The 21800-nt window shown below is 42.2% G+C and carries 18 protein-coding genes; 14 read left to right on the top strand and 4 right to left on the bottom strand.

Annotated features, from left to right (window positions below):
- Positions 1-3 precede the first annotated feature (3 nt).
- Genes QZ135_RS13890 through QZ135_RS13945 form a run of 12 tightly spaced genes read left to right on the top strand, consistent with a single transcriptional unit; the run spans position 4 to position 14032 of the window.
- Positions 4-960: a beta-ketoacyl synthase chain length factor gene (locus tag QZ135_RS13890; RefSeq protein WP_294610333.1), complete on the top strand. Its 957-nt coding sequence runs from the start codon at positions 4-6 to the stop codon at positions 958-960.
- Positions 957-1625: a polysaccharide deacetylase family protein gene (locus QZ135_RS13895; protein WP_294610336.1), complete on the top strand. Its 669-nt coding sequence runs from the start codon at positions 957-959 to the stop codon at positions 1623-1625. The genes QZ135_RS13890 and QZ135_RS13895 overlap by 4 nt, the downstream gene beginning before the upstream one ends.
- Before the next feature lie 12 nt (positions 1626-1637).
- The gene (locus tag QZ135_RS13900) at positions 1638-2270 is read left to right on the top strand and encodes an outer membrane lipoprotein carrier protein LolA (RefSeq protein ID WP_294610339.1); all 633 of its coding nucleotides are present in this window, start codon (positions 1638-1640) and stop codon (positions 2268-2270) included.
- Positions 2245-2796, top strand: a complete 552-nt coding sequence (locus QZ135_RS13905; protein WP_294610341.1) for a hypothetical protein — start codon at positions 2245-2247, stop codon at positions 2794-2796. Before QZ135_RS13900 ends, QZ135_RS13905 begins: the two co-directional genes overlap by 26 nt.
- 1 nt (position 2797) lies before the next feature.
- On the top strand, positions 2798-3175 hold the full coding sequence (locus tag QZ135_RS13910) for a hydroxymyristoyl-ACP dehydratase (protein ID WP_294610344.1): 378 nt from the start codon (positions 2798-2800) through the stop codon (positions 3173-3175).
- On the top strand, positions 3172-4368 hold the full coding sequence (locus QZ135_RS13915) for a DUF2062 domain-containing protein (protein ID WP_294610347.1): 1197 nt from the start codon (positions 3172-3174) through the stop codon (positions 4366-4368). The genes QZ135_RS13910 and QZ135_RS13915 overlap by 4 nt, the downstream gene beginning before the upstream one ends.
- Positions 4365-8228, top strand: coding sequence for a trifunctional MMPL family transporter/lysophospholipid acyltransferase/class I SAM-dependent methyltransferase (locus tag QZ135_RS13920; RefSeq protein ID WP_294610350.1), 3864 nt, complete (start codon positions 4365-4367; stop codon positions 8226-8228). Before QZ135_RS13915 ends, QZ135_RS13920 begins: the two co-directional genes overlap by 4 nt.
- Complete coding sequence (locus QZ135_RS13925; protein WP_294610353.1) at positions 8221-9711, top strand: NAD(P)-binding protein; 1491 nt, start codon at positions 8221-8223, stop codon at positions 9709-9711. The genes QZ135_RS13920 and QZ135_RS13925 overlap by 8 nt, the downstream gene beginning before the upstream one ends.
- Positions 9704-11371 (top strand): C45 family peptidase, encoded by a 1668-nt coding sequence (locus QZ135_RS13930; RefSeq protein ID WP_294610356.1) that lies wholly within the window; start codon positions 9704-9706, stop codon positions 11369-11371. Before QZ135_RS13925 ends, QZ135_RS13930 begins: the two co-directional genes overlap by 8 nt.
- Before the next feature lies 1 nt (position 11372).
- Positions 11373-12668, top strand: coding sequence for an AMP-binding protein (locus tag QZ135_RS13935; RefSeq protein WP_294610358.1), 1296 nt, complete (start codon positions 11373-11375; stop codon positions 12666-12668).
- A 59-nt stretch (positions 12669-12727) separates the two neighbouring features.
- The gene (locus tag QZ135_RS13940) at positions 12728-13297 is read left to right on the top strand and encodes a hypothetical protein (protein ID WP_294610361.1); all 570 of its coding nucleotides are present in this window, start codon (positions 12728-12730) and stop codon (positions 13295-13297) included.
- Between the two features lie 24 nt (positions 13298-13321).
- Positions 13322-14032, top strand: coding sequence for a DUF481 domain-containing protein (locus tag QZ135_RS13945; protein ID WP_294610364.1), 711 nt, complete (start codon positions 13322-13324; stop codon positions 14030-14032).
- A 96-nt stretch (positions 14033-14128) separates the two neighbouring features.
- Here QZ135_RS13945 and QZ135_RS13950 read toward each other — a convergent pair whose 3' ends face one another.
- Together QZ135_RS13950 and QZ135_RS13955 are read right to left on the bottom strand one after the other, a co-directional pair.
- Entirely contained in the window at positions 14129-14512 is a 384-nt protein-coding gene (locus tag QZ135_RS13950) for a MerR family transcriptional regulator (protein ID WP_294610366.1), read from the bottom strand.
- Positions 14513-14514: 2 nt separating this feature from the next.
- On the bottom strand, positions 14515-15483 hold the full coding sequence (locus QZ135_RS13955; RefSeq protein WP_294610369.1) for a peptidoglycan DD-metalloendopeptidase family protein: 969 nt from the start codon (positions 15481-15483) through the stop codon (positions 14515-14517).
- Positions 15484-15635: 152 nt separating this feature from the next.
- Between QZ135_RS13955 and alaS the strand changes: the two genes are divergently transcribed.
- Positions 15636-18254 carry an alanine--tRNA ligase gene (gene alaS / locus QZ135_RS13960; protein ID WP_294610408.1) on the top strand — a complete coding sequence of 873 codons (2619 nt, stop codon included), beginning with the start codon at positions 15636-15638 and terminating at the stop codon, positions 18252-18254.
- A 413-nt stretch (positions 18255-18667) separates the two neighbouring features.
- Here the strand turns inward: alaS and QZ135_RS13965 are convergent, their stop codons facing one another.
- Both QZ135_RS13965 and QZ135_RS13970 read right to left on the bottom strand, forming a co-directional pair.
- Positions 18668-19504 (bottom strand): hypothetical protein, encoded by an 837-nt coding sequence (locus QZ135_RS13965; RefSeq protein WP_294610373.1) that lies wholly within the window; start codon positions 19502-19504, stop codon positions 18668-18670.
- Between the two features lie 94 nt (positions 19505-19598).
- Positions 19599-21017, bottom strand: a complete 1419-nt coding sequence (locus QZ135_RS13970) for an AAA family ATPase (protein WP_294610376.1) — start codon at positions 21015-21017, stop codon at positions 19599-19601.
- 95 nt (positions 21018-21112) lie between these two features.
- Here QZ135_RS13970 and QZ135_RS13975 point away from each other — a divergent pair, with 95 nt between their 5' ends.
- Positions 21113-21799 (top strand): hypothetical protein, encoded by a 687-nt coding sequence (locus QZ135_RS13975; protein WP_294610379.1) that lies wholly within the window; start codon positions 21113-21115, stop codon positions 21797-21799.
- Position 21800: the final 1 nt, after the last annotated feature.

Consider the following 21800-nt stretch of genomic DNA (forward strand, 5'->3'; position numbering starts at 1 on the left):
ACGATGCAACCTGTTTATATCAACCATATTGCCTCTATTCATGCGGATGCAGTTTCTAAAAAACATTCTTATTTATCTGCCAATGAACCGGATTATAAGAGTATTATCACCAATGCCGCACTCAGAAGACGCATGAGCCACATTATTAAGATGGGGGTTGCTTGCGGTTTGGAATGTATCAATGCCCTGCCTTCCGGAAAAGTAGATGCAATCATCACAGCTACCGGACTGGGATGTCTGGCAGATACAGAGAAGTTTCTGAATACAATTATTGAAAACAAGGAACAACTACTGAATCCAACGCCGTTTATCCAGTCGACCTTCAATACCATCGGAGGTCAAATTGCATTGCTTTGCCAGATACATGCTTATAACATGACATATGTACACCGAGGATTAAGCTTCGAAAGCGCACTATTGGATGGCATGATGAGAATCCGGGAAGGCGACGAAAATGTTTTGGTAGGTGCAATTGATGAGATTACACCTAACAGCTATATCATACAACAACGGTTGGGACTGCTAAGAGACATACAGGCAGGCGAAGGTGCCCAATTCTTTCTGTTGGGAAAAGAAATCACCCAATCCACTTTGGCAGAATTGATTGGTGTATCTACCTTTATCCATGCACACTCCACACAGGAAATAGCTAAAAGAATTCATCGCTTCCTGCAAAACAATCAATTAAGTCCCGAACAAATAAGTTGGTTCGTCACCGGTAAAAACGGAAACAAAAATGAAGATGCCATATATACTGCTTTAGAAAACGACCTGTTTTCCAAAGCAAAATGCATTACCTTTAAAGATGAATGTGGTGAATACCCTACAGCTTCTTCTTTTGCTGTATGGAAAGTGGCTAAAGCCCTTGGAAAAAGCCAGAGTTCAGGACAAATAGCCTTGATATACAATCACCACCATTCCATTAATCATTCACTTATTCTAATCCGGAAAAGACAATGATAATAGAAGGTCTAATTATATTAATAGTCATTTTCCTCGTCTATGCCTCTTGCAGTATCCGCTCCAACATCTATCTCAAGGTGTTTTGCAAGAAACAGACAGAAGAGAAAATTGTAGCCATCACTTTTGACGACGGACCGGACCCGATACAGACCCTTAAAGTATTGCAGGTTCTCAAAGAACAGCAAATTCCCGCTTGCTTCTTCTGTATCGGTCATAAAGTGAAGGGCAATGAATCATTGATACGGCAAATAATTGATGATGGGCACCTGATTGGCAATCATTCTTTTACCCATACCAATCATTTTCCCTTATATAGTCTGTCACGAATGAAAAAAGACCTGCAAGCTTGCCAGTCTGCATTAGAACAAGTAACTTCGCAGAAAATCAAATTATTTCGTCCGCCATTCGGAGTCACGAATCCTACGATAGCAAAAGCTGTACGCATATTAGGATATACTCCCATTGGCTGGAATATCAGAACATTTGATACACAGCATCCCTCCAAAGAGAAGGTTTTGCAGCGCATTCAAAACAAGTTGCGACCCGGTTCCATCATCCTCTTACACGACCGGATGCCAGATAGTGACCTGTTATTAAAAGAGATACTTAACTTAATTAAAGAACAAGGATATACAGTTGTCCGCTTGGACAAGATGCTATAATCAGAAACCATTATGAGAGCAATACTTATAACACTATTGATGACATTGGGAATTTCCTATGGCCATGCCCAGACGATGAAAAGACTAATCCAGACTCAGGATTTTGAAAATCGTCTGGCAAAAGAGGCACAAACCATACAATCCATTGAAAGCGATTTCACCCAGGTGAAGTATCTGGATATTCTGGACGAGAAGGTCACTTCCAAAGGAAAGTTCTATTATCAGAAGAGCGGTAAGATACGCATGGAATATGCCCAACCTGTAAACTACTTAATCGTGATAAACGATTCACGCCTTAAAATTGTGGCGGACGGTAAAAAGAGCACCATGAGTTTAAGTGCCAATAAAATGATGAACCAGATGCAAGATATGCTCACTGCATGTATGATAGGTGACCTCAGCAAAATATCTTCCGACTATAAACTGGAATATTTTGAGAATACCCCATACTATATGGTGAAGATTAAGCCAGTCAATAAAGCCATACAAGCCTATATTTCAGAAATTGAAATATATCTGGATAAAAAAGATATGTCAGTCTACAAATTGCGTCTTTCGGAGACTGACACCAATTATACAGAATATGAGTTCTATAACAAAAGCTTTAATGCGCTGAAAGATGAAACCAAGTTTTCTACTCGCTAATCTGGTTTGTGTGCTGTGTCTGCTCACTTCCTGTGCTTCCCCAAAGGTAGTGGAGGGAGATGCCTCTGTACATTCGGCCCCCATCATCTGTGCCCAAGAATTTTCGCAGAAATATAATATGCAACTCGATTTCATGAAGCATCATTTCAGTGGAATGCTAATTGTGAGGGAACTTCCAGATAATGAAATTAGAATACTAGCGTCTACCTACTTCGGGCTCAGCCTTTTTGACTTCTCACTTCGCAACGAAGAATTCCAAGTCAATAGTTGCATAGAACCTATGAAGAAAAAGAAAATACTGCAATTATTGGAAACAGACTTCAAGAATTTATTTTTAAACGGGAAGAATATCCGTATCAAAAAGAAAAACAGTACCTTTGAAAAAAGAGTCACAGGTAGCGGGTTCGGTAAATCAGTATTCTATCTGTCAGAGTTCGTATCAGGACATCCTAAACAGATAAAAATAAAACATCCCTGGCTGCGGCTAAGTATACAATTGGATAAACTAAAAGAGAAACAAGATTAATATGGCTGAACTTCTTTCTAATTTCTATCATATCACACTGTCTGAGAATATTAATGAAACAGATTGGATGGTGCGGGTCATGCTCAACCCACAACATTCTGTCTACGCCGGACACTTTCCACAACAGCCTGTGGTTCCGGGAGTCTGCATGCTACAAATAATAAAGGAATGCTTAGAGAAAATACACCAAGCTCCTTTGCAATATAAGCAAATAGCATCGTGCAAGTTCCTCTCAGCCATTAATCCGAATGAAACACCCGAATTGAAATTCTCAATTACGATAAAGAGAAGTGAGACAGACACCCTCCTGGTTCTGGTTGAAGGTGCATCTTCAAAAGATATTTGTATCAAGTTAAAAGCGCAATTAATCGACAAATGAACATAGAGGAATGTAATGCGGAACAATGGCATGAAAAGGCCGGGCAACTTGGGATTGTAGTGATTATACCTACCTACAATAACGGGACGACACTGGCTACTGTGATTGAAGATGTACTCTTCTACACAGAAAACATCATTGTTGTCAATGACGGCTCCACCGATAATACCCCTGTTCTTCTGGAAAACTATCCGAACCTAAGCATCATCACCCACCCTACTAATAAGGGAAAAGGAACAGCCTTGAAAAACGGATTGAAACAAGCCAAAGAAGCCGGATACCGATATGCCATCACTATCGATTCGGACGGACAACATTTTGCATCGGATATTCCCATATTCATTGAAGAAATAGAAAAGGAACCGGATGCCTTATTAGTAGGTGCCCGTAACCTGACTTCGGACAATATGCCAGGTAAGAACACATTTGCCAATAAGTTCTCCAATTTCTGGTTTAAACTTGAAACCGGAATAAAACTTCAAGATACTCAATCGGGTTACCGGCTCTATCCGTTACATAAAATCAACGTTCAGAGATTCTACTATACTGCCAAATATGAATTTGAACTCGAAGCACTGGTCTTTGCCGCATGGGGAGGAACCACAGTTCGGAACATACCTATACATGTATATTATCCGCCTCAGGAAGAACGTATTTCGCATTTCCGTCCTTTCCGGGATTTCACCCGCATCAGTATATTAAATACTCTATTAGTATTTATCACTTTCCTCTGGATATATCCGCGTAACTTCTTCCGGAAACTAACCTGGAACAATTGCCAGAAATTTTTCCATACCCACATTACTCATTCCAATGAATCGAACCTGAAAATCACTTATGCCATCATGCTGGGTGTTTTTATGGGAATAGTTCCCATTTGGGGATACCAGATGCTCGCCACACTTTTTTTAGCCCATTTGCTCAAGCTCAACAAAGTAATAGCCATCGTAGCCGCCAATATCAGTATCCCTCCCATGATTCCTTTCCTGCTGTATGGCAGTTATCTGACAGGGTGTAAGGCTCTGGGCAGACCAGTCGAACTTTACCTTACCGACATTTCATTTGAAAATGTGAAATCAGTTTTAGAGCAATATTTAATTGGAAGTGTTATCTTTGCAACCGCTTGTAGTATATTGGCAGGTATTATTGCTATCAGCCTGCTTACCGTATACAGAAGGTCCAGAACAGCATGACTCAATTCTTTATCAAACTATATAATTATTTCAGTAGACACAAAGTCCTCTTCTATTTGTCACTCTGTGCCTGTGTACTCTTTATGGGGTACTTCGCTTATCAGGTTAGGTTTGAAGAGAATGTGACACGCTTCTTTCCCGACACGAAAAATAGCCAAAACATCACTAAGGTATTTGATAATCTAAAGATAAAGGATAAAATTATCCTTTTAATCTCTCCTATTGACTCTACAGCAACTCCCGAACTGATGATAGAGGCAGGCGACCAGCTTAAACAAAACCTGTTAAAGAAAGCCAACCGAACCTGGATTAAAGACATCTTTTCGGAAGTGGATGAAACCACTATTGAGAAAGCCAGTAATTTTGTTTATGATAATCTCCCTCTGTTTCTAACAGAGAAAGACTACCAGCACTTTGATTCACTTCTAACTCAGGAAGGGATAGAGACCACTATGCGGAAGAATTATACCAATCTTCTCTCTCCCGCAGGTATAGCACTGAGAAGTTATATACAAAGAGACCCGTTAGGACTTGGGAATAACATCTTAAAACACTTACAAGATTTTCAGTTGGAAACCAACTACGAAATCAATAACGGGCATATCTTTTCGAAAGACGGCAACACTTTGCTAATGTTTGTAACGCCGGTATTCGGAACAGGAAGTACAGGTGAAAACGACAAGCTCATCCGGATACTTGAAGACGAATTGCAACAGGTGCACAAAGAACATCCCTCAATCAGTGCCTCTTACTTCGGAGGTCCTTCGGTAGGAGTCTACAATGCACGGCAAATAAAGAAAGATACTATCATCACTTCTTCGATTGCACTGCTGATTATCATTGTTTTTATCTCATTAGTATTCAAACACAAGAAGTCAATTCCCCTTATTGTCACTCCGGTATTATTCGGTGGACTGTTTGCTTTATGCTTGATTTATTTCATTCAGGGCTATATTTCCGCAATAGCCGTAGGGGCCGGGTCGGCCATTCTGGGTATTGCATTAAGTTACTCCATACATATGCTGGCACATCAGAATCATGTTTCCACCGTCCAGCAGTTAATTAAAGAAATAACCTATCCGCTTACAGTAGGCAGTTTCACTACCATCGGCGCATTCTTCGGACTCACTTTCACTACTTCCGAACTTTTACGAGATTTTGGATTGTTTGCCTCCCTGGCACTGATCGGCACTACCCTTTTCTGCCTCATCTACCTTCCGCATTTTCTGAAAGGGCAAGCTGATGTGAAACAAGGCAGAGTATTACGATTCATTGAAAAGATTAATGCCTATCCGTATGAAAAAAACAAATGGCTGGTGGGAATCATCGTCATTATTACACTGGTTAGTCTGTTTACTTCACAAAAAGTGCGGTTCAACGAAGATATGATGAGCCTCAATTACGAGCCTCAACATCTAAAACAAGCAGAAGCCAAACTGGAACAGCTTTTCAACACTCAGGAGAAAACTGTTCTCTTTGTCAGCATAGGCAAAAACATGCCCGAAGCCCTTGAACGTTATGCAAACACCAATCGCCATTTGTCGGTTTTTAAAGACCAGGGACTTATCAAAGCGTATGCCTCTGCCGAACAGTTCCTTATCTCACCGGAAGAACAGCACAAACGGCTGGATCAGTGGAATCGATATTGGGGAGAGCCGGGAAAAATATCGGCTATCCGTAAATATATGGAAGATGCCGCCCGTACTTATCATTTCCGAAAAGGCAGCTTCGATGCATTTTACCAGTGGTTAGAGCATCCCTTCCAACTTTACAATTATCAGGATGACACCAATAGTGTTGCCACCACTTTACTGAACGAATGGCAAACGAGTGCTGACTCCATCACTATGCTCGTCACCCAAGTACGTATCAATGACGATAATAAAGAAGAGGTATATCAACAATTCAAAGATGACACTGATGTCGTTGTTTTCGACCGGAGCTATTTTACCAACCAATGGGTTTCCGCCATTAACAATGACTTTTACCTGATACTTTATATTTCATCATTCCTTATATTCTTGGCATTGTTGATTTCGTACGGGCGTATAGAACTGACTCTGATAAGTTTCCTGCCCATGCTTATCAGTTGGACGATTATCTTAGGATTGATGGGGATTCTGGGAATAGAGTTCAATATCATCAATATCATTCTTTCCACTTTTATCTTCGGCATTGGAGACGACTTCAGTATTTTCATCATGGACGGACTTCAAAATAAATACCGGACAGGAAAGACAATTCTCAATTCTCACAAAACGGCCATTTTCTTCTCTGCATTCACCGCCGTTGTAGGAATGGGAACGTTAGTATTTGCCAAACACCCCGCCTTGCAATCCATTTCGTTGATTTCTATTCTTGGAATGGCCGCCGTTGTATTAGTAGCCTACACCATACAGCCTATCATTTTCCAATTCTTTATTGCCAAACCGGCTTCAAAAGGATTACCCCCGTACACACTGATAGGATTACTCCGTACCATTATTCTTTTCATGCTCTTTGTTATAGGATGCATCATTCTGAGAGTTCTCATTTTCTTATTATACTTCATTCCGATACGCCGCGTCTATAAGCAACAGTTCATTTGCCGGATTATCAATATCACTTGCAAAGGAATACTGGCAGTAGCTACATTCGTACGTAAAGAACATATCAACTCAGCCGGTGAAACATTCAGGAAACCGGCTATTATTATAGCCAATCACCAGTCTTTCATTGATATCCTGGAACTATTATCTTTCTCCCCGAAGATCATCATGATTACCAATCACTGGGTATGGAATTCTCCGGTATTCGGAAAAGTTATCCGGTACGCAGGTTTCTTCCATGTGGACGAAGGATATGAGCTTTGTGTAGAACGGATGCGTGAAAAAGTCAGAGAAGGATATTCCATTGCCATCTTCCCGGAAGGAACGCGAACTTATGACGGTAAGATAAAACGTTTCCACAAAGGAGCTTTCTACTTATCAGAAACACTTCAACTGGATATTATTCCTATCCTTTTATACGGGAACGGAAAGATTATTGCCAAAGCCCAACCCTTCTACATCCGCAAAGGCATTATTTTCTCAAAAATATTACCGCGTATCCCTTATAATGACTATTCGTTCGGAACAACTTATCAGGAACGCACCAAACGTATTTCTTCTTATATGAAAGAAGAATATGCCCGTATCTGCTTGGAAAAGAATACACCAGCAAATCCCGCATTTTATGAAGCTTTAGTTTTGAATTATATCTATAAAGGTCCCATCATCGAATGGTACATCCGCATCAAAGTGAAGATGGAACAGAATTATCAACTGTTCAACCAACTGATTCCGATGAGAGGACAAATTACGGATATCGGTTGCGGGCTCGGTCCTTTGTGTTACATGCTGTCCATGATATCCAAAGAAAGGCAAATATTAGGGGTTGACTATGATGAAGATAAGATAGCCATTGCACAACATGGTTGGCTTCGCGGTGAAAATCTCCGCTTTGAGCATGCCGATGCATCAGTTTATGAATTTCCAGAAAGCGATGTATTCATCCTGAATGACATATTGCATTATATGGGTTATCAGCATCAACATGACTTGTTGGTGAAATGTACTGCCCTACTTCGTCCCGGAGGAATGATTATCGTACGTGACGGAAATGCTGCCGATACCCACAAACATCGGTTGACCCGCCTCACGGAAGTACTTTCTACCCGAATCGTAAACTTTAATCGAACCACGGAAGCACTCTGTTTCACTTCCGAAGATCAGATTCAGAATATAGCCCGGAAATGCGGAATGAAAGTAGCAACCATTCAGAATGACAAATACACATCGAATACCATCTACATACTAAAAAAGAGCAATGAACATGAGTAAGTATGACATCATCATCATAGGAAGCGGATTAGGTGGTCTTGAATGTGGAACCATACTCAGCAAGGAAGGATACAACGTATGTGTGCTCGAGAAAAACGAACTGTTCGGAGGATGTTTTCAAACCTACCGCAGGAAAGGGCATTTGCTCGATACGGGTATTCACTATATTGGCAGCCTGGATGAGGGACAGATGATGCACCAGTTCTTTCAGTATGCAGGAATCATGAACAATCTGAAAGTCCGTAAGCTGGATGAAAATGCCTTCGATAAGATTTACTACAAAAATCGTGAATATGATTATGCCATGGGATATGCCCCCTTTGTCGACACCCTTTGCAAAGCATTTCCTCACGAAAGAGAGAATCTTCAGCAATACACAATGTTGCTGAAAGAAGTAGGCAGTCTGATTAGTGTAGAGAATCTGAAGAAGGGAATCATATCTACTGAAGGAATGAAGTATTTCAATACTTCAGCAGCAGGCATGATAGCTCAGACCACTTCCAATCCGGAGTTACAATCAGTACTGGCGGGTTCGGCACTCCTGTATGGCGGACTGAGGGAACACTCCAACTTCTATGAGCACGCCATGATTAACAACTCCTACATACAAGGAGCCTACCGGTTCATTGACGGAAGCATGCAGGTGGCCTCTGAAATGATTTATGTCATCCGCGCCAACGGAGGTACAGTACTGAATAATAGTGAGGTCACCCGTATCATTGTAGACAACAACCAAGTACAAGGTGTAGAAATAAACGGCACAGAACGGATAGACAGTAAATACGTCATCTCTAATGTACATCCCAAACAAACATTAACTTTACTGGATAAGAACCGTTCTATCAAGAATGCCTATATCTCACGCATCAATTCGTTAGAAAACACCTATGGTATATTCACTCTCTATTTAGTGATGAAAGAGAAAAGTTATCCATATCTGAATCAGAACCTCTATTTGCATGGAGATAATGACGTATGGTATGACAAAAAGGCCAATATGGGATGCACCACCAATTGCATGATTTCTACACAAGCTTCTTCCCGAAATAGTGACTATGCAGAAGTAATCTCCATCCTGACTCCCATGTATATAGAAGAATTATCTGCCTGGCTACATACACTACCCGAACAAAGAGGTGAAGAATACAAAGCCTTCAAAAAGAAAAAAGCCACACAGCTATTGGAATTCATCAAAAGTCATGGGATAGACTTCACTGACCATATTGAAGCAATGTACACCACTACTCCGCTAAGTTACAGAGACTTTACGGGTACTTGCGACGGCTCTGCCTATGGTATTATCAAGGATTATAAATGCCCACAGGTAGGATTTGTCTCCACACGAACAAAACTGGGTAACTTATTTCTTACCGGACAAAACTTGAACGTCCACGGTGCTTTAGGGGTAACATTAACCTCCATCATTACTTGTGGTGAACTACTAGGACACGAATATTTAGCTAAAAAGATAGGCCATGCATAAGATTATAAAGAAAACAATCAAATATACGGCATGTGGTATAGGGCTACTTCTCCTTGCTATTATCCTCTGTATATCCGCACTCTATTTCTCTGCTGATATGCTGACTCCTGAATATACTTCCCAATCTACCGGAAAAGTAATACAAACCGACAGCCTACGGCAATATGAAGAAAATTACCTGCGGCACAGCAATAGTGGTTTATGGGAGTTGAAAGTGAGTGGTAATGCCTTCCAGCGTGGCGAAGCTATAGGAAAGCTTTCGCCTGATTTACTATATTATCAGGAAAAAGTCTTCGTGGATCAGATACGTGAGATTGTCCCCTCAGATAATTACCTCAAATTCCTGCGCTTCTTCATCGTGCTCTTTAACGGCAACTTAGGAAAGAACGTTCCGGAAGAGTTCAGGGATGAAATCTATGGCATTTCTCTCTCTTGCACACACGAATATGACTTTATCGGCACTCCCTACGAACGCCAACTAAATTACCACTCAGCACATGACCTGGGACATGCCATGCAAGACTATATGCTGGTAGGTTGCAGCTCCTTCGCCACTTGGGGAGAAAATAGTACCGATTCGTCCCTCGTCATAGGACGTAATTTCGATTTCTATATGGGTGATAAGTTCGCACACAACAAACTGGTATCGTTCTATCAGCCGGAACAAGGTTACAAATTCGCTTCCGTTGGCTGGCCGGGCATGATTGGCGTACTTTCAGGCATGAACGAAACCGGACTGACAGTAACCATCAACGCAGCCAAATCGACTATGCCGACAGCTTCCGCGACTCCCATCTCTATCCTGACCAGGGAAATCCTGCAATATGCTTCGACCATTGACGAAGCATACGCCATCGCCTTGAAACGAAAAACATTTGTTTCCGAATCCATACTGGTCGGTTCAGCCCGGGACGGGAAAGCAGCTATCATCGAAAAGTCACCGGAGAAGACCGCACTCTTTACAGGAAGTGGCAATCAGATTATTTGCACAAACCATTATCAATCGGATGCTTTCCGTAGCGATAAGCGCAACCGGGAGAATATAGCAACTTCTGATAGCCCCTATCGTTTTGCCCGTCTGCAAGAATTGCTGGAAGAAAACAAGCCCATCAATAGCATGAAAGCCGCCGCCATACTCCGCGACCGTAAAGGTTGGGATGATATAGATTTAGGAATGGGGAATGAAATGGCTATCAATCAGCTTATCGCCCATCATTCGGTCATCTTTCTGCCGGAACAGCAAATTATGTATGTATCCACTTCCCCCTGGCAATGCGGAAAGTACATGGCGTATGACCTCAATAAGATATTCAGTGATACAGTAGACTTCCACCACGAAATTGCAACCCCGGAACTGACCATCCCTGAAGATAACTTTATCAGGCAAGCAGAGTACAAGCAGTTCATGGCTTATAAAAAACTCACAAAGCTCATCCGGGAAAAGACGCAACGAAAAGAAACGCTGGAAGTCCAAGTATTGAATCTTTATGAAGCATCCAACCCCTCCTTCTATTACGTTTATGAGGTGTTGGGTGACTATCATGCCGCCACGCAACAAACCGATACAGCCATTACATATTGGCAAAAAGCACTGACAATGCCCATTCCCAAACAAGCGGAAAAAGAACGTATCCAACAAAAAATCAATAAGCACTCATAATATGGAAAAGAGCCCTAACATTCAGTTCCGTTCTCCGGAAGAAATCAAACTATATCAGGAGGCCAGACTTACCGAAACTCTGGCGTACCTTCAAGCACATTCCCGATTCTATCAACAGATGTTTCGTGAACACTCCATAGACATCTCCCGCATAAAGACGATAGAAGACTTGCAACAAATACCGGTCACCACCAAGACAGACCTGCAACTACATAATAATGAGTTCATCTGTGTGGATAGAGATGCTATCATCGATTATGTAACCACTTCCGGCACTTTAGGCGATCCTGTTACTTTCGTACTCACCTCTGCAGACCTCGACCGCCTGGCTTACAATGAATATTTGTCTTTCAACACCGCCGGATGCAGCCGGAAAGATATATTGCAACTGATGACCACCATAGACCGCCGCTTCATGGCAGGTCTGGCCTATTATCTGGGAGCCCGGGAACTGGGTATGGGAGTGGCACGCGTAGGCAACGGAATACCGGAATTACAATGGGACACTATCCACCGTATTCATCCCACCTGTGGGATGGTGGTGCCCTCATTCCTTATCAAATTGATAGAATTCGCCGAAAAGAATCAGATTGATTACAATAACAGCTCGATGAAAAAGTGTGTGTGCATCGGTGAAGCATTGCGTAATCCTGATTTTACCCTGAACACCCTCGGGCAGCGTATCAATGAGAAATGGCGGTCACTCCAGTTGTATTCCACTTATGCTTCTACAGAAATGCAATCATCATTCACCGAATGTTCCGAATTCCACGGCGGACACTTGCAACCCGAACTCATCATCGTAGAGTTCCTTGATGACAAAAACCTTCCGGTAAAAGAAGGAGAACCGGGTGAAGTAACCATCACCACATTGGGAGTTGAAGGTATGCCTTTGCTTCGTTTCAAAACCGGAGACATCTGCTATCACTATACAGAATCTTGCGCTTGCGGACGGAATACTATCCGGTTAAGTTCTGTTTTAGGACGAAAAGGACAAATGATAAAATACAAGGGTACCACCCTCTACCCACCCGCATTATTCGATATATTGGACGATATACCTAAAGTGAAAAACTATGTTGTTGAGGTATATACCAATAAATTGGGTACGGATGAAATACTAATCCGCATTGGTAGTGAAGAGAACAGCGAAAGTTTTGCAAAAGAAATAAAGGACCTGTTCCGTTCTAAAATACGGGTAGCTCCTACCATCCGGTTCGAACCGGCTGACTACATTGCCCAGATACAAATGCCTCCTATGAGCAGAAAAAGTATAAAATTCTTTGATTTACGGTAACTAATTTCTACTTTTGACAGTAAGAATAGACTTAGTACTCACTCTAAATTATTAATTGTATGAAAAAGTTATTAACCCTTTTCCTTCTGGCAACAAGCATGGTTTGTTTCGGACAAAACAGAGACTTCCTGAAAGAAGTCTCAGGTATCAATTTCTATGGAGTGGATTATTCTGCGGCAAAGGTGTTCGGTGCGGCTGAGGCTCCCGAAGAATTCAGAATAGCATTTGCCAGAATCAACCGTCTGTTCATCACTGAGGCAAAAAAATATGATGTAAGTAAGAAGCTGAAAGTTAAAGTCAACGAGATTTCACTCAATGCCGTTGATAAAGTGAATCAGGACATTGACCTCAGCCAACTGATGACGACCAGTGCAGACTATACACTGAGCGAACAAGACATTAAACGAGTTGTGGAAGCACTCCCTATACAAAGTCAACCGGGTATTGGGCTGGTTATCATCGCTAAGTTACTGAACAAGGCAGAGGGATACGGTTCCTATCAGGTAGTATTCTTCAATACTGAAACCAAAGAAATAGTAGAAGACTGGGCAATCGGTGGAAAAGCCAAAGGTTTCGGACTTCGTAACTATTGGGCCGGTTCCATTCATAAGGTTATCAACAACCTATAAACTAAATATTTACTAAATAAAAAAATGAGAAAATTACTATTATTGTGTGCCCTATTAGTGGGTGCTTGCCTTCACTGCATGGCACAAAACTACACCGAAGTCGTTTATTTGAAAAATGGAAGTATTATCAGAGGCATTATCATCGAACAAGTGCCCAACAGTTCTTTAAAAATACAAACTGCTGATGGAAGTATCTTTGCTTATTCAATGGATGAAGTTGTGAAAATTACGAAAGAAGTAGGTACTTCTAAAAGCAATTACGAAAGATTTGGAGAAAAGAAATCGCTAAGAGGTTACAAAGGTTTTGTTGAAACCGGTTATATCTTTGATCTTAGTGATTGCGATGCCAACCGATTCGAATTATCAACGACACACGGTTATCAGTTTAATAACTATTTGTTTATCGGAGGTGGTGCCGGAATAAACTTCTATACAGATGCAGATTTATATTCCGTTCCTTTATTTGCCAGTTTCAGAGCAAACTTCATGAATAAAAAGGTTACCCCGTTTGCCGATATTAAAACTGGCTATACAGTCGGAGATGTTGAAGGAGCCTTCGTTACAGTAGGCTTTGGTGTACGCTTCGCCCTTGCTAACAAAATGGCACTGAATCTTAAATTGGAATATGCATATCAAGAGTATGATTACGGATATTATTATATTGGTAGTAGTTCATATTATTATGATAATGAATCCATAAATGGTATAGGAATCAAGCTCGGCTTTGAATTCTAAATGATATAACCCCTATAAACAAGAAAAGCGGATTGAAGGTGGTAATAGTCTTCAATCCGCTTTTCTTGTTTATCCGGTTCGTTTTCCAAATTACGTTTATTCTCCTATCTCCTGAATATCTTTCTTTAATTCATCAACCTGTTCATAAGTGAAGCCGTCAAGAGCTTTCTTCATACTGAGCAGTTCCTCACGAACGGCTTTCAACCGCTCTACGATTTCAAAGTTACGAAGGGTGTTTTCTTTATTATCTTTCATCCGCTGGCGCGCACCGGGCAGCGTCATACCCCGCTCCTTCACCAGATGATAAATCAATTTCACCGTTTCTATATCTTCCTTGCGATATTGCCGTACGCCACGACTACCCTTCTTCGGGGAAAGTTGTGGAAACTCTTTCTCCCAAAAACGTAGTAAGGACTCATTGACATCAAACATCTGGGCCACCTCACTGATGGAATAGTATAACTTCAGATTCTTATCCATAATTAATCAAGGACTTTACCATGATTGGCGGCAATCTGTATCATGCGGTCATAATCCTCGGCGCTCAAATCCATAAAGTAATAGTTGACGGGATTGACCACCTGCCCTTTAACGTGAACTTCATAATGCAAGTGGGGGCCGGTACTCTTTCCAGTGCTACCCACTCCGGCAATAACCTCGCCACGCACTACCTTTTTCCCGAGTTTCGTCCGGTATTCCTTTAAATGACCATACAAAGTCTGATATCCAAAGCCATGATCTATCACGACAGTATTGCCATAGCCGGTTTCCCAGCCCATCTTCACCACCGTACCGTCTCCTGTGGCATAAACGTCCGTGCCAATAGGTGCGGAGAAGTCCATACCGGCATGGAATTTCGTAGTACCATAAATAGGGTCGATACGCGTGCCATAACCGGATGCCGTTTTACGAAGATCTTTATTGGAAATAGGTTGGATAGCAGGAATACAACGCAACATTTCGTCATGACTTTTACACATATCCACCACATCGTCGAAAGAACGGGACTGGATATAGAGCTGTTTACTGAGCATATCCATCTTCTGAGTAGTATTCACCACGAGGGCGGAGTTAGCCATATCCATCAAATGCTCGTAACGATTGGTGCCGCCATACCCTGCCTGACGGATAGCCGACGGTATGGGGTCTGCCGCAAAAATAACCCTGTACAGGTTATCATCACGTTGCTGCACATCCTGCAACACGCCCATAGCCTCATCCAAACGACGGGAAAGCACATTATACTGCGCTAAAAGTTGGCTATTTTCCTTTCGTAATTCTTTCTCGGAAGGAGAACCGAAGATAATCAGCAGAACAATGAAACTGCCCGCACCCAAACCCATGCCGATAAATAAACGGCGTAAAAGACTCACCGCCCGTTGTCTGACGGTAGGGTAAATACGGTCATAAGTCTGCGTCTGTGGATTATAAATGTAGTAAACTTTGCGCATCTTTTGGAAATATTTCGCTCGTTAATACGGCAAAAGTAATAAAAACAAGCTATCTTTGCACAGTTTTTTCAAGATTATTAATACTAAGTAGCAAGTAGTTAGTAGATAACAGAGAGTAAAAGATAGTAATAGATTAAGATAAATAGATGAGTATGTTGACTGCAAATGAAATCCGGAACTCCTTCAAGAGTTTCTTCGAGAGCAAAGGCCACCAAATCGTGCCTTCGGCTCCTATGGTAATTAAAGATGACCCTACACTGATGTTTACCAATGCGGGGATGAACCAGTTCAAAGATATAATTTTGGGTAACCACCCGGCGAAATATAAAAGAGTAGCGGACTCACAGAAGTGCCTACGCGTAAGCGGAAAGCACAATGACCTGGAAGAAGTAGGACATGACACGTATCACCACACCATGTTCGAAATGTTGGGTAACTGGTCGTTCGGTGACTACTTCAAGAAAGAAGCTATTGACTGGGCATGGGAGTATCTGGTGGAAGTGCTGAAAATAGATCCCAAGAACCTTTACGCTACTGTTTTCGAAGGCAGCCCCGAAGAAGGACTAGAACGCGACAATGAAGCCGCTTCCTTTTGGGAACAATACCTGCCAAAGGATCATATCCTGAACGGAAACAAACATGATAACTTTTGGGAAATGGGTGATACGGGTCCATGCGGCCCGTGCTCCGAGATACATATAGACTCGCGTCCGGAAGAAGAAAAAGCAAAAGTTCCGGGTAACCAATTGGTGAACAAAGATCATCCGCAAGTTATCGAAATCTGGAACCTCGTGTTCATGCAGTTCAACCGCAAAGCTGACGGTACTCTGGAAGGACTTCCCGCCAAAGTAATCGACACTGGTATGGGCTTTGAACGCTTGGTGCGCACACTGCAAGAGAAAACATCCAACTATGATACCGATGTGTTTCAACCGATACTGAAGGCTATCGCCGAGATGGCAGGTACTACTTATGGCAAAGATAATCAACAGGACATTGCTATGCGTGTAATTGCCGACCACATCCGCACAATTGCATTCTCTATCACAGATGGCCAGTTACCCTCTAATGCAAAGGCCGGATATGTAATTCGCCGCATTCTCCGCCGTGCCGTTCGTTACGGATATACATTCCTGGGACAGAGACAAGCATTCATGTACAAATTGCTCCCCGTTCTGATTGAAAACATGGGTGAGGCTTATCCGGAACTGAATGCACAGAGGGACCTTATCAGCAAAGTTATTAAAGAAGAAGAAGACTCTTTCCTCCGTACACTGGAGACCGGTATCCGCCTGCTAGATAAGACGATGGCTGACGCCAAAGCTGCCGGAAAGACAGAAATCAGCGGTAAAGACGCCTTTACTTTATATGATACTTTCGGTTTCCCACTCGACTTGACAGAGCTGATTCTCCGCGAGAACGGCATGACTGCCGACATCAAAGAGTTCGACGCTGAAATGCAACAACAGAAACAGCGTGCCCGCAATGCCGCCGCCATTGAAACCGGTGACTGGATTACACTGAAAGAAGGAACTACCGAATTCGTTGGTTACGATTATACGGAATATGAAACAAGTATTCTCCGCTACCGCCAGGTGAAACAGAAAAACCAGACGTTGTATCAGATTGTACTGGACTACACCCCGTTCTATGCTGAAAGTGGTGGTCAGGTAGGTGATACCGGCGCACTTGTCAGCGAATTTGAAACGATTGAAGTGATTGACACCAAGAAGGAGAACAACCTTCCGATACATATCACCAAGAAGTTGCCCGAACATCCGGAAGCTCCGATGATGGCCTGCGTGAATACTGATAAGCGTGCCGCCTGTGCAGCCAACCACTCGGCTACCCACTTGCTGGACTCTGCACTCCGTGAAGTGTTGGGAGAGCATGTAGAGCAAAAAGGTTCTTTGGTAACTCCGGATTCACTGCGTTTCGACTTCTCCCACTTTCAGAAGGTGACAGATGAAGAAATCCGTCAGGTGGAACACCTGGTAAATGCCAAAATCCGCGCCAACATACCTTTAAAGGAATACCGCAACATCCCTATTGAGGAAGCTAAGGAATTGGGAGCTATCGCACTGTTTGGTGAAAAGTATGGTGACCATGTACGTGTCATCCAGTTCGGTTCATCCGTTGAATTCTGCGGTGGTATACATGTTGCTGCTACGGGAAGCATCGGCATGATGAAGATTGTTTCCGAAAGTTCTGTTGCTGCCGGTGTACGCCGTATCGAAGCATACACAGGTGCACGTGTGGAAGAATTGATGGATACCATCGAAGACACCGTACGCGATCTGAAAGCACTCTTCAACAATGCTCCCGACCTGGGCGGAACCATCCGTAAATACATTGAGGAAAATGCCGGATTGAAGAAACAGATGGAAGACTTTATGCGAGAAAAAGAGGCTCAGATAAAGGAAAGACTGTTGAAAAATATACAGGAAATACATGGCATAAAGGTTATTAAGATTTGTGCTCCGATACCTGCCGAAAACATTAAGAACATTGCCTTCCAACTGCGTGGAGAAATCACGGAAAATCTGTGTTTCGTTGCCGGAACAGTGAATGAAGGTAAACCGATGCTGACAGTTATGCTGAGCGACAACCTCGTTGCAGGCGGATTGAAAGCCGGAAACCTGGTGAAGGAAGCTGCCAAACTAATACAAGGCGGTGGCGGTGGTCAGCCTCACTTCGCAACAGCCGGTGGCAAGAATGCTGACGGACTGAATGCTGCGGTAGAGAAAGTGCTGGAACTTGCCGGAATTTAACGACCGGGCTATGTGGGCGAGTGAATAATTATTCGCCCCTACAAGTAAATAGCTGGTGAAAAACTTGACTTCGGCATCCAAATGTCGTATCTTTGTCAAAGTAATCCTGATTTAGATTCGGGAAAATATATAGTAAAAGAGAAGAAGCGAATGTTTCTTCTCTTTTTTTGTATCTATAGAGGGAAATGAGTATAAGATAGTATGTTTTATACAATAACATACTATGTAATGGAGTAAAACAAACGATGTAATCATCCCAAACATACCATCTGTTTGAGTAAAACACATCATCTGTTTAAAGTAAACGCACCATCTGTTTGCAGAAAATAGAAACGGGAAAGCCGAAGCTCTCCCGTTCCGTTAAACATCCATAAATTCTCTCTTGACAAAAAAGGCCGGATTAGTATACCTTCTTAGTTCTTCTCCACATAATTATATTGTGATAGACGTTCTATATGATAGACTTTACATCCCTCCGGAACCTCTATCGGACAAATATCAGTAACATCCTCCCAAAGATCCCACTGTGCACTTTCTAAAGAAGTTCTGGTAGTTTCAGGAAGAGCACCGGCACGATAAAGATGTTTCTCTTCATTATAAGTAAATAGCCAACCAGCTTGTCCAGTCTCACCTTCAAGGATCGGTACTCTTTCATACTGTCCTATCATAGGAGCAATCGTAGAATCATCCGGACGGACACGCAATACTCCACCTTCCCACATTTCATATTCATCATCTGGTAATAACTCATAGCTTCCTCCCAGTTTCACGGTAAAAGTATTCACAAAAGCGTTCATGATTTCAGTTTTTTGTTCTTCCGTAACGTCTCCGGTAATTACTATACCTTCTTTCACTTTATACAAAACCAACTTCACACGCTCATCTACCGTCACCTGCAACGATGCAGAGTTACCACTACCATCCCTTACTATTATCACAACCTGCCCCTCCGTTTTAGGAGTTACCTGTATACGTTGATAACCATTCTCACTCTTTACAAAAACAGCAGTTGCTATGGAATTATCTCCATTTACTATAGAATAGTTATTGTCACCGCCATCCACACCGACAACTATACCATCAGGTTTAGTCAAGTAGAGATTTACGGAGCCAGTCAGGTTATCACACGTCCCTATCTGATAAATAGGAGCATCACCCGTAAAGAAGACCATATCACGGTAATCACTCTCACATGCAGTACCTACAAACAAGAGTGAAATCAACATTAGAATAGAGTAGATGTATTTCATTGTTTTAGTTTATTTAGTCTGACTTCATATAATGGAAATGCACGATTTAATTAATTACTGCATAGAAACCGATATTTTTTTTATTTTCAATACCTTATAATATCTGCTCCTTCGGATAGTTCACTAAATACAAAGTGCCTGTGGCACGAGTAAAAGCCGTATATAGCCAACGGAAATAATCCGGTGTCAGATACTCATCCGTCATATATCCCTGGTCGAGAAATACATTCTTCCATTGCCCGCCTTGGGCTTTATGGCAAGTGACGGCATAAGCGTACTTCACCTGCAAAGCATTATAATGTGGGTCTGCCTTCATCTTCTTCATTCGTTCGCGTTTCATAGAAATGTCAGCGTAATCTTCGAGTACGGCATAAAACAAACGGTCATTATCCGCTTTGGGCAAGGCAGGTGCATCCGTATGCAAAGTGTCCAGCAACAAATTGACTTCCAGTTCAAAATCCCCGTAATCAGGAAAGGCAAGCAATACCTCCGCAAAACGGAAACCATACAGTTCACGTGTCCGACGCATCCGGCGAAGAACAGCAATCTCACCATTGGCAATAAAATCCATCTCTTTACTTTTCTCTGTCCAGTAGTAATTATTCTTCGCCACCATCAACAAGTCGCCCGTGTTCAGTTCATCTTCCCGCCAGAGAATTTGCGCACGTATACCATTATTATATATATTTGCCCGCTTGTTTGAGCGGCAGACTACAATGGTTTCGTCCATCCCGTCACGGTCGTAGCAAGTGCCCAGCGTATCTATCAGTTCATCGCCCGGCACCACTTTTATATCGGCAAAACCCGATACCTTTATTTTAGGCAGACTTTCACAAGCATCTTCAGCTATGAGTTGACGCAATCGGGTAGCATTCCACAAGATACCCGAATCCTGCACTTGGCGCACCACCTGCGTCAAGTCAACCTCTATCACTTCCAGTCCATAACCTTTCAATGCCTCGGCAAACAAAGCAGGACTTTGTTCTTCTCCCACCGGAGGAAGCTGTGCAGTATCCCCCATCAATATCAGACGACATCCGGTGCCGGAATAAACAAACTGTATCAGGTCGTCGAGCAACCGCCCCGTTCCGAACACAGCACCGGACAATCCCTCATTCGAAATCATCGAAGCCTCGTCTACAATATATAAGGTGTGTGTAGTCAAATTATCATTCACAGAGAAATTGCTCACCTCATTGGAGAAAGATTGCTGACGGTAAATCTTTTTGTGAATGGTAAACGCCGGATGTCCCGCGTAAGCAGAAAATACTTTCGCTGCCCGCCCCGTAGGAGCCAACAGAACAGACTTCTGTTGTAACTTGTCCAACGTCCGTACCAATGCTCCTACCAGCGACGTTTTTCCCGTACCGGCATACCCTCGCAGCACAAAAACCGCATCATTACGGGGAGATAACAAGAAGGCAGCTAATGATTTTAGTACTATTTCTTGTTCAAAAGTTGGTTCATAAGGAAAATTTTCCTTAATTTGCGTTTCTAAATAGTTATTTATCATTTTTGTAATAGAAAAAAGTTACAGGAACTATCGCCATTAGAATTATTTATTTTATTTTTGCGGTACGAATATAACAACTAAAAAACATATTTATCATGAAAACAGTATTTAATGTCGTTTTAGGCTTGTGTGCAGTGGTATTGATTTACATTTGCTATGCGAGCATTATGGGTCCTATTAATTTCGAAAAGGCTAAAAAACACAGAGAGAAGGCCGTTATCGCCCGTTTAATGGACATCCGTAAAGCACAGCAGGAGTACCGTAACTTGAACCACCAACAGTACACGGCAAGTTTCGACACCCTGATTAACTTTGTTAAAAACCAGAAATTACCTTTCATCTACAAAGAAGGTGAATTGAATGACAAGCAGTTGGAAGACGGTATGACCGAGAAAAAGGCTATTGCTATCATCAACAAAGCTAAGAAAACAGGAAAGTATGATGAAGTAAAGAAAGCCGGTCTGGAAAACTTCAAGCGCGATACTTTGTGGGTTGCCGTATTGGATACTGTGTTCCCCAAAGGTTTCAATGCTGACTCTATGAGATATGTACCTTACGGTAACGGTGCACAATTCGAAATGGCTATCAAGAACGATACTGCTAAATCAGGTGCTCCTTTCTGTCTGCTCGAAGTGAAGACTCCGTATGAAACTTACCTGAACGGTCTGGATAAGCAAGAAATTGCCAATATGAAAGACGTACAAACTAAGTTGGGTAAATACTGCGGTCTGATGATTGGTAGTTTGGAAACAGCTAACAACAACGCAGGTAACTGGGAATAAT

It is taken from the genome of uncultured Bacteroides sp. (assembly GCF_905207245.1).
Classification (GTDB): domain Bacteria; phylum Bacteroidota; class Bacteroidia; order Bacteroidales; family Bacteroidaceae; genus Bacteroides.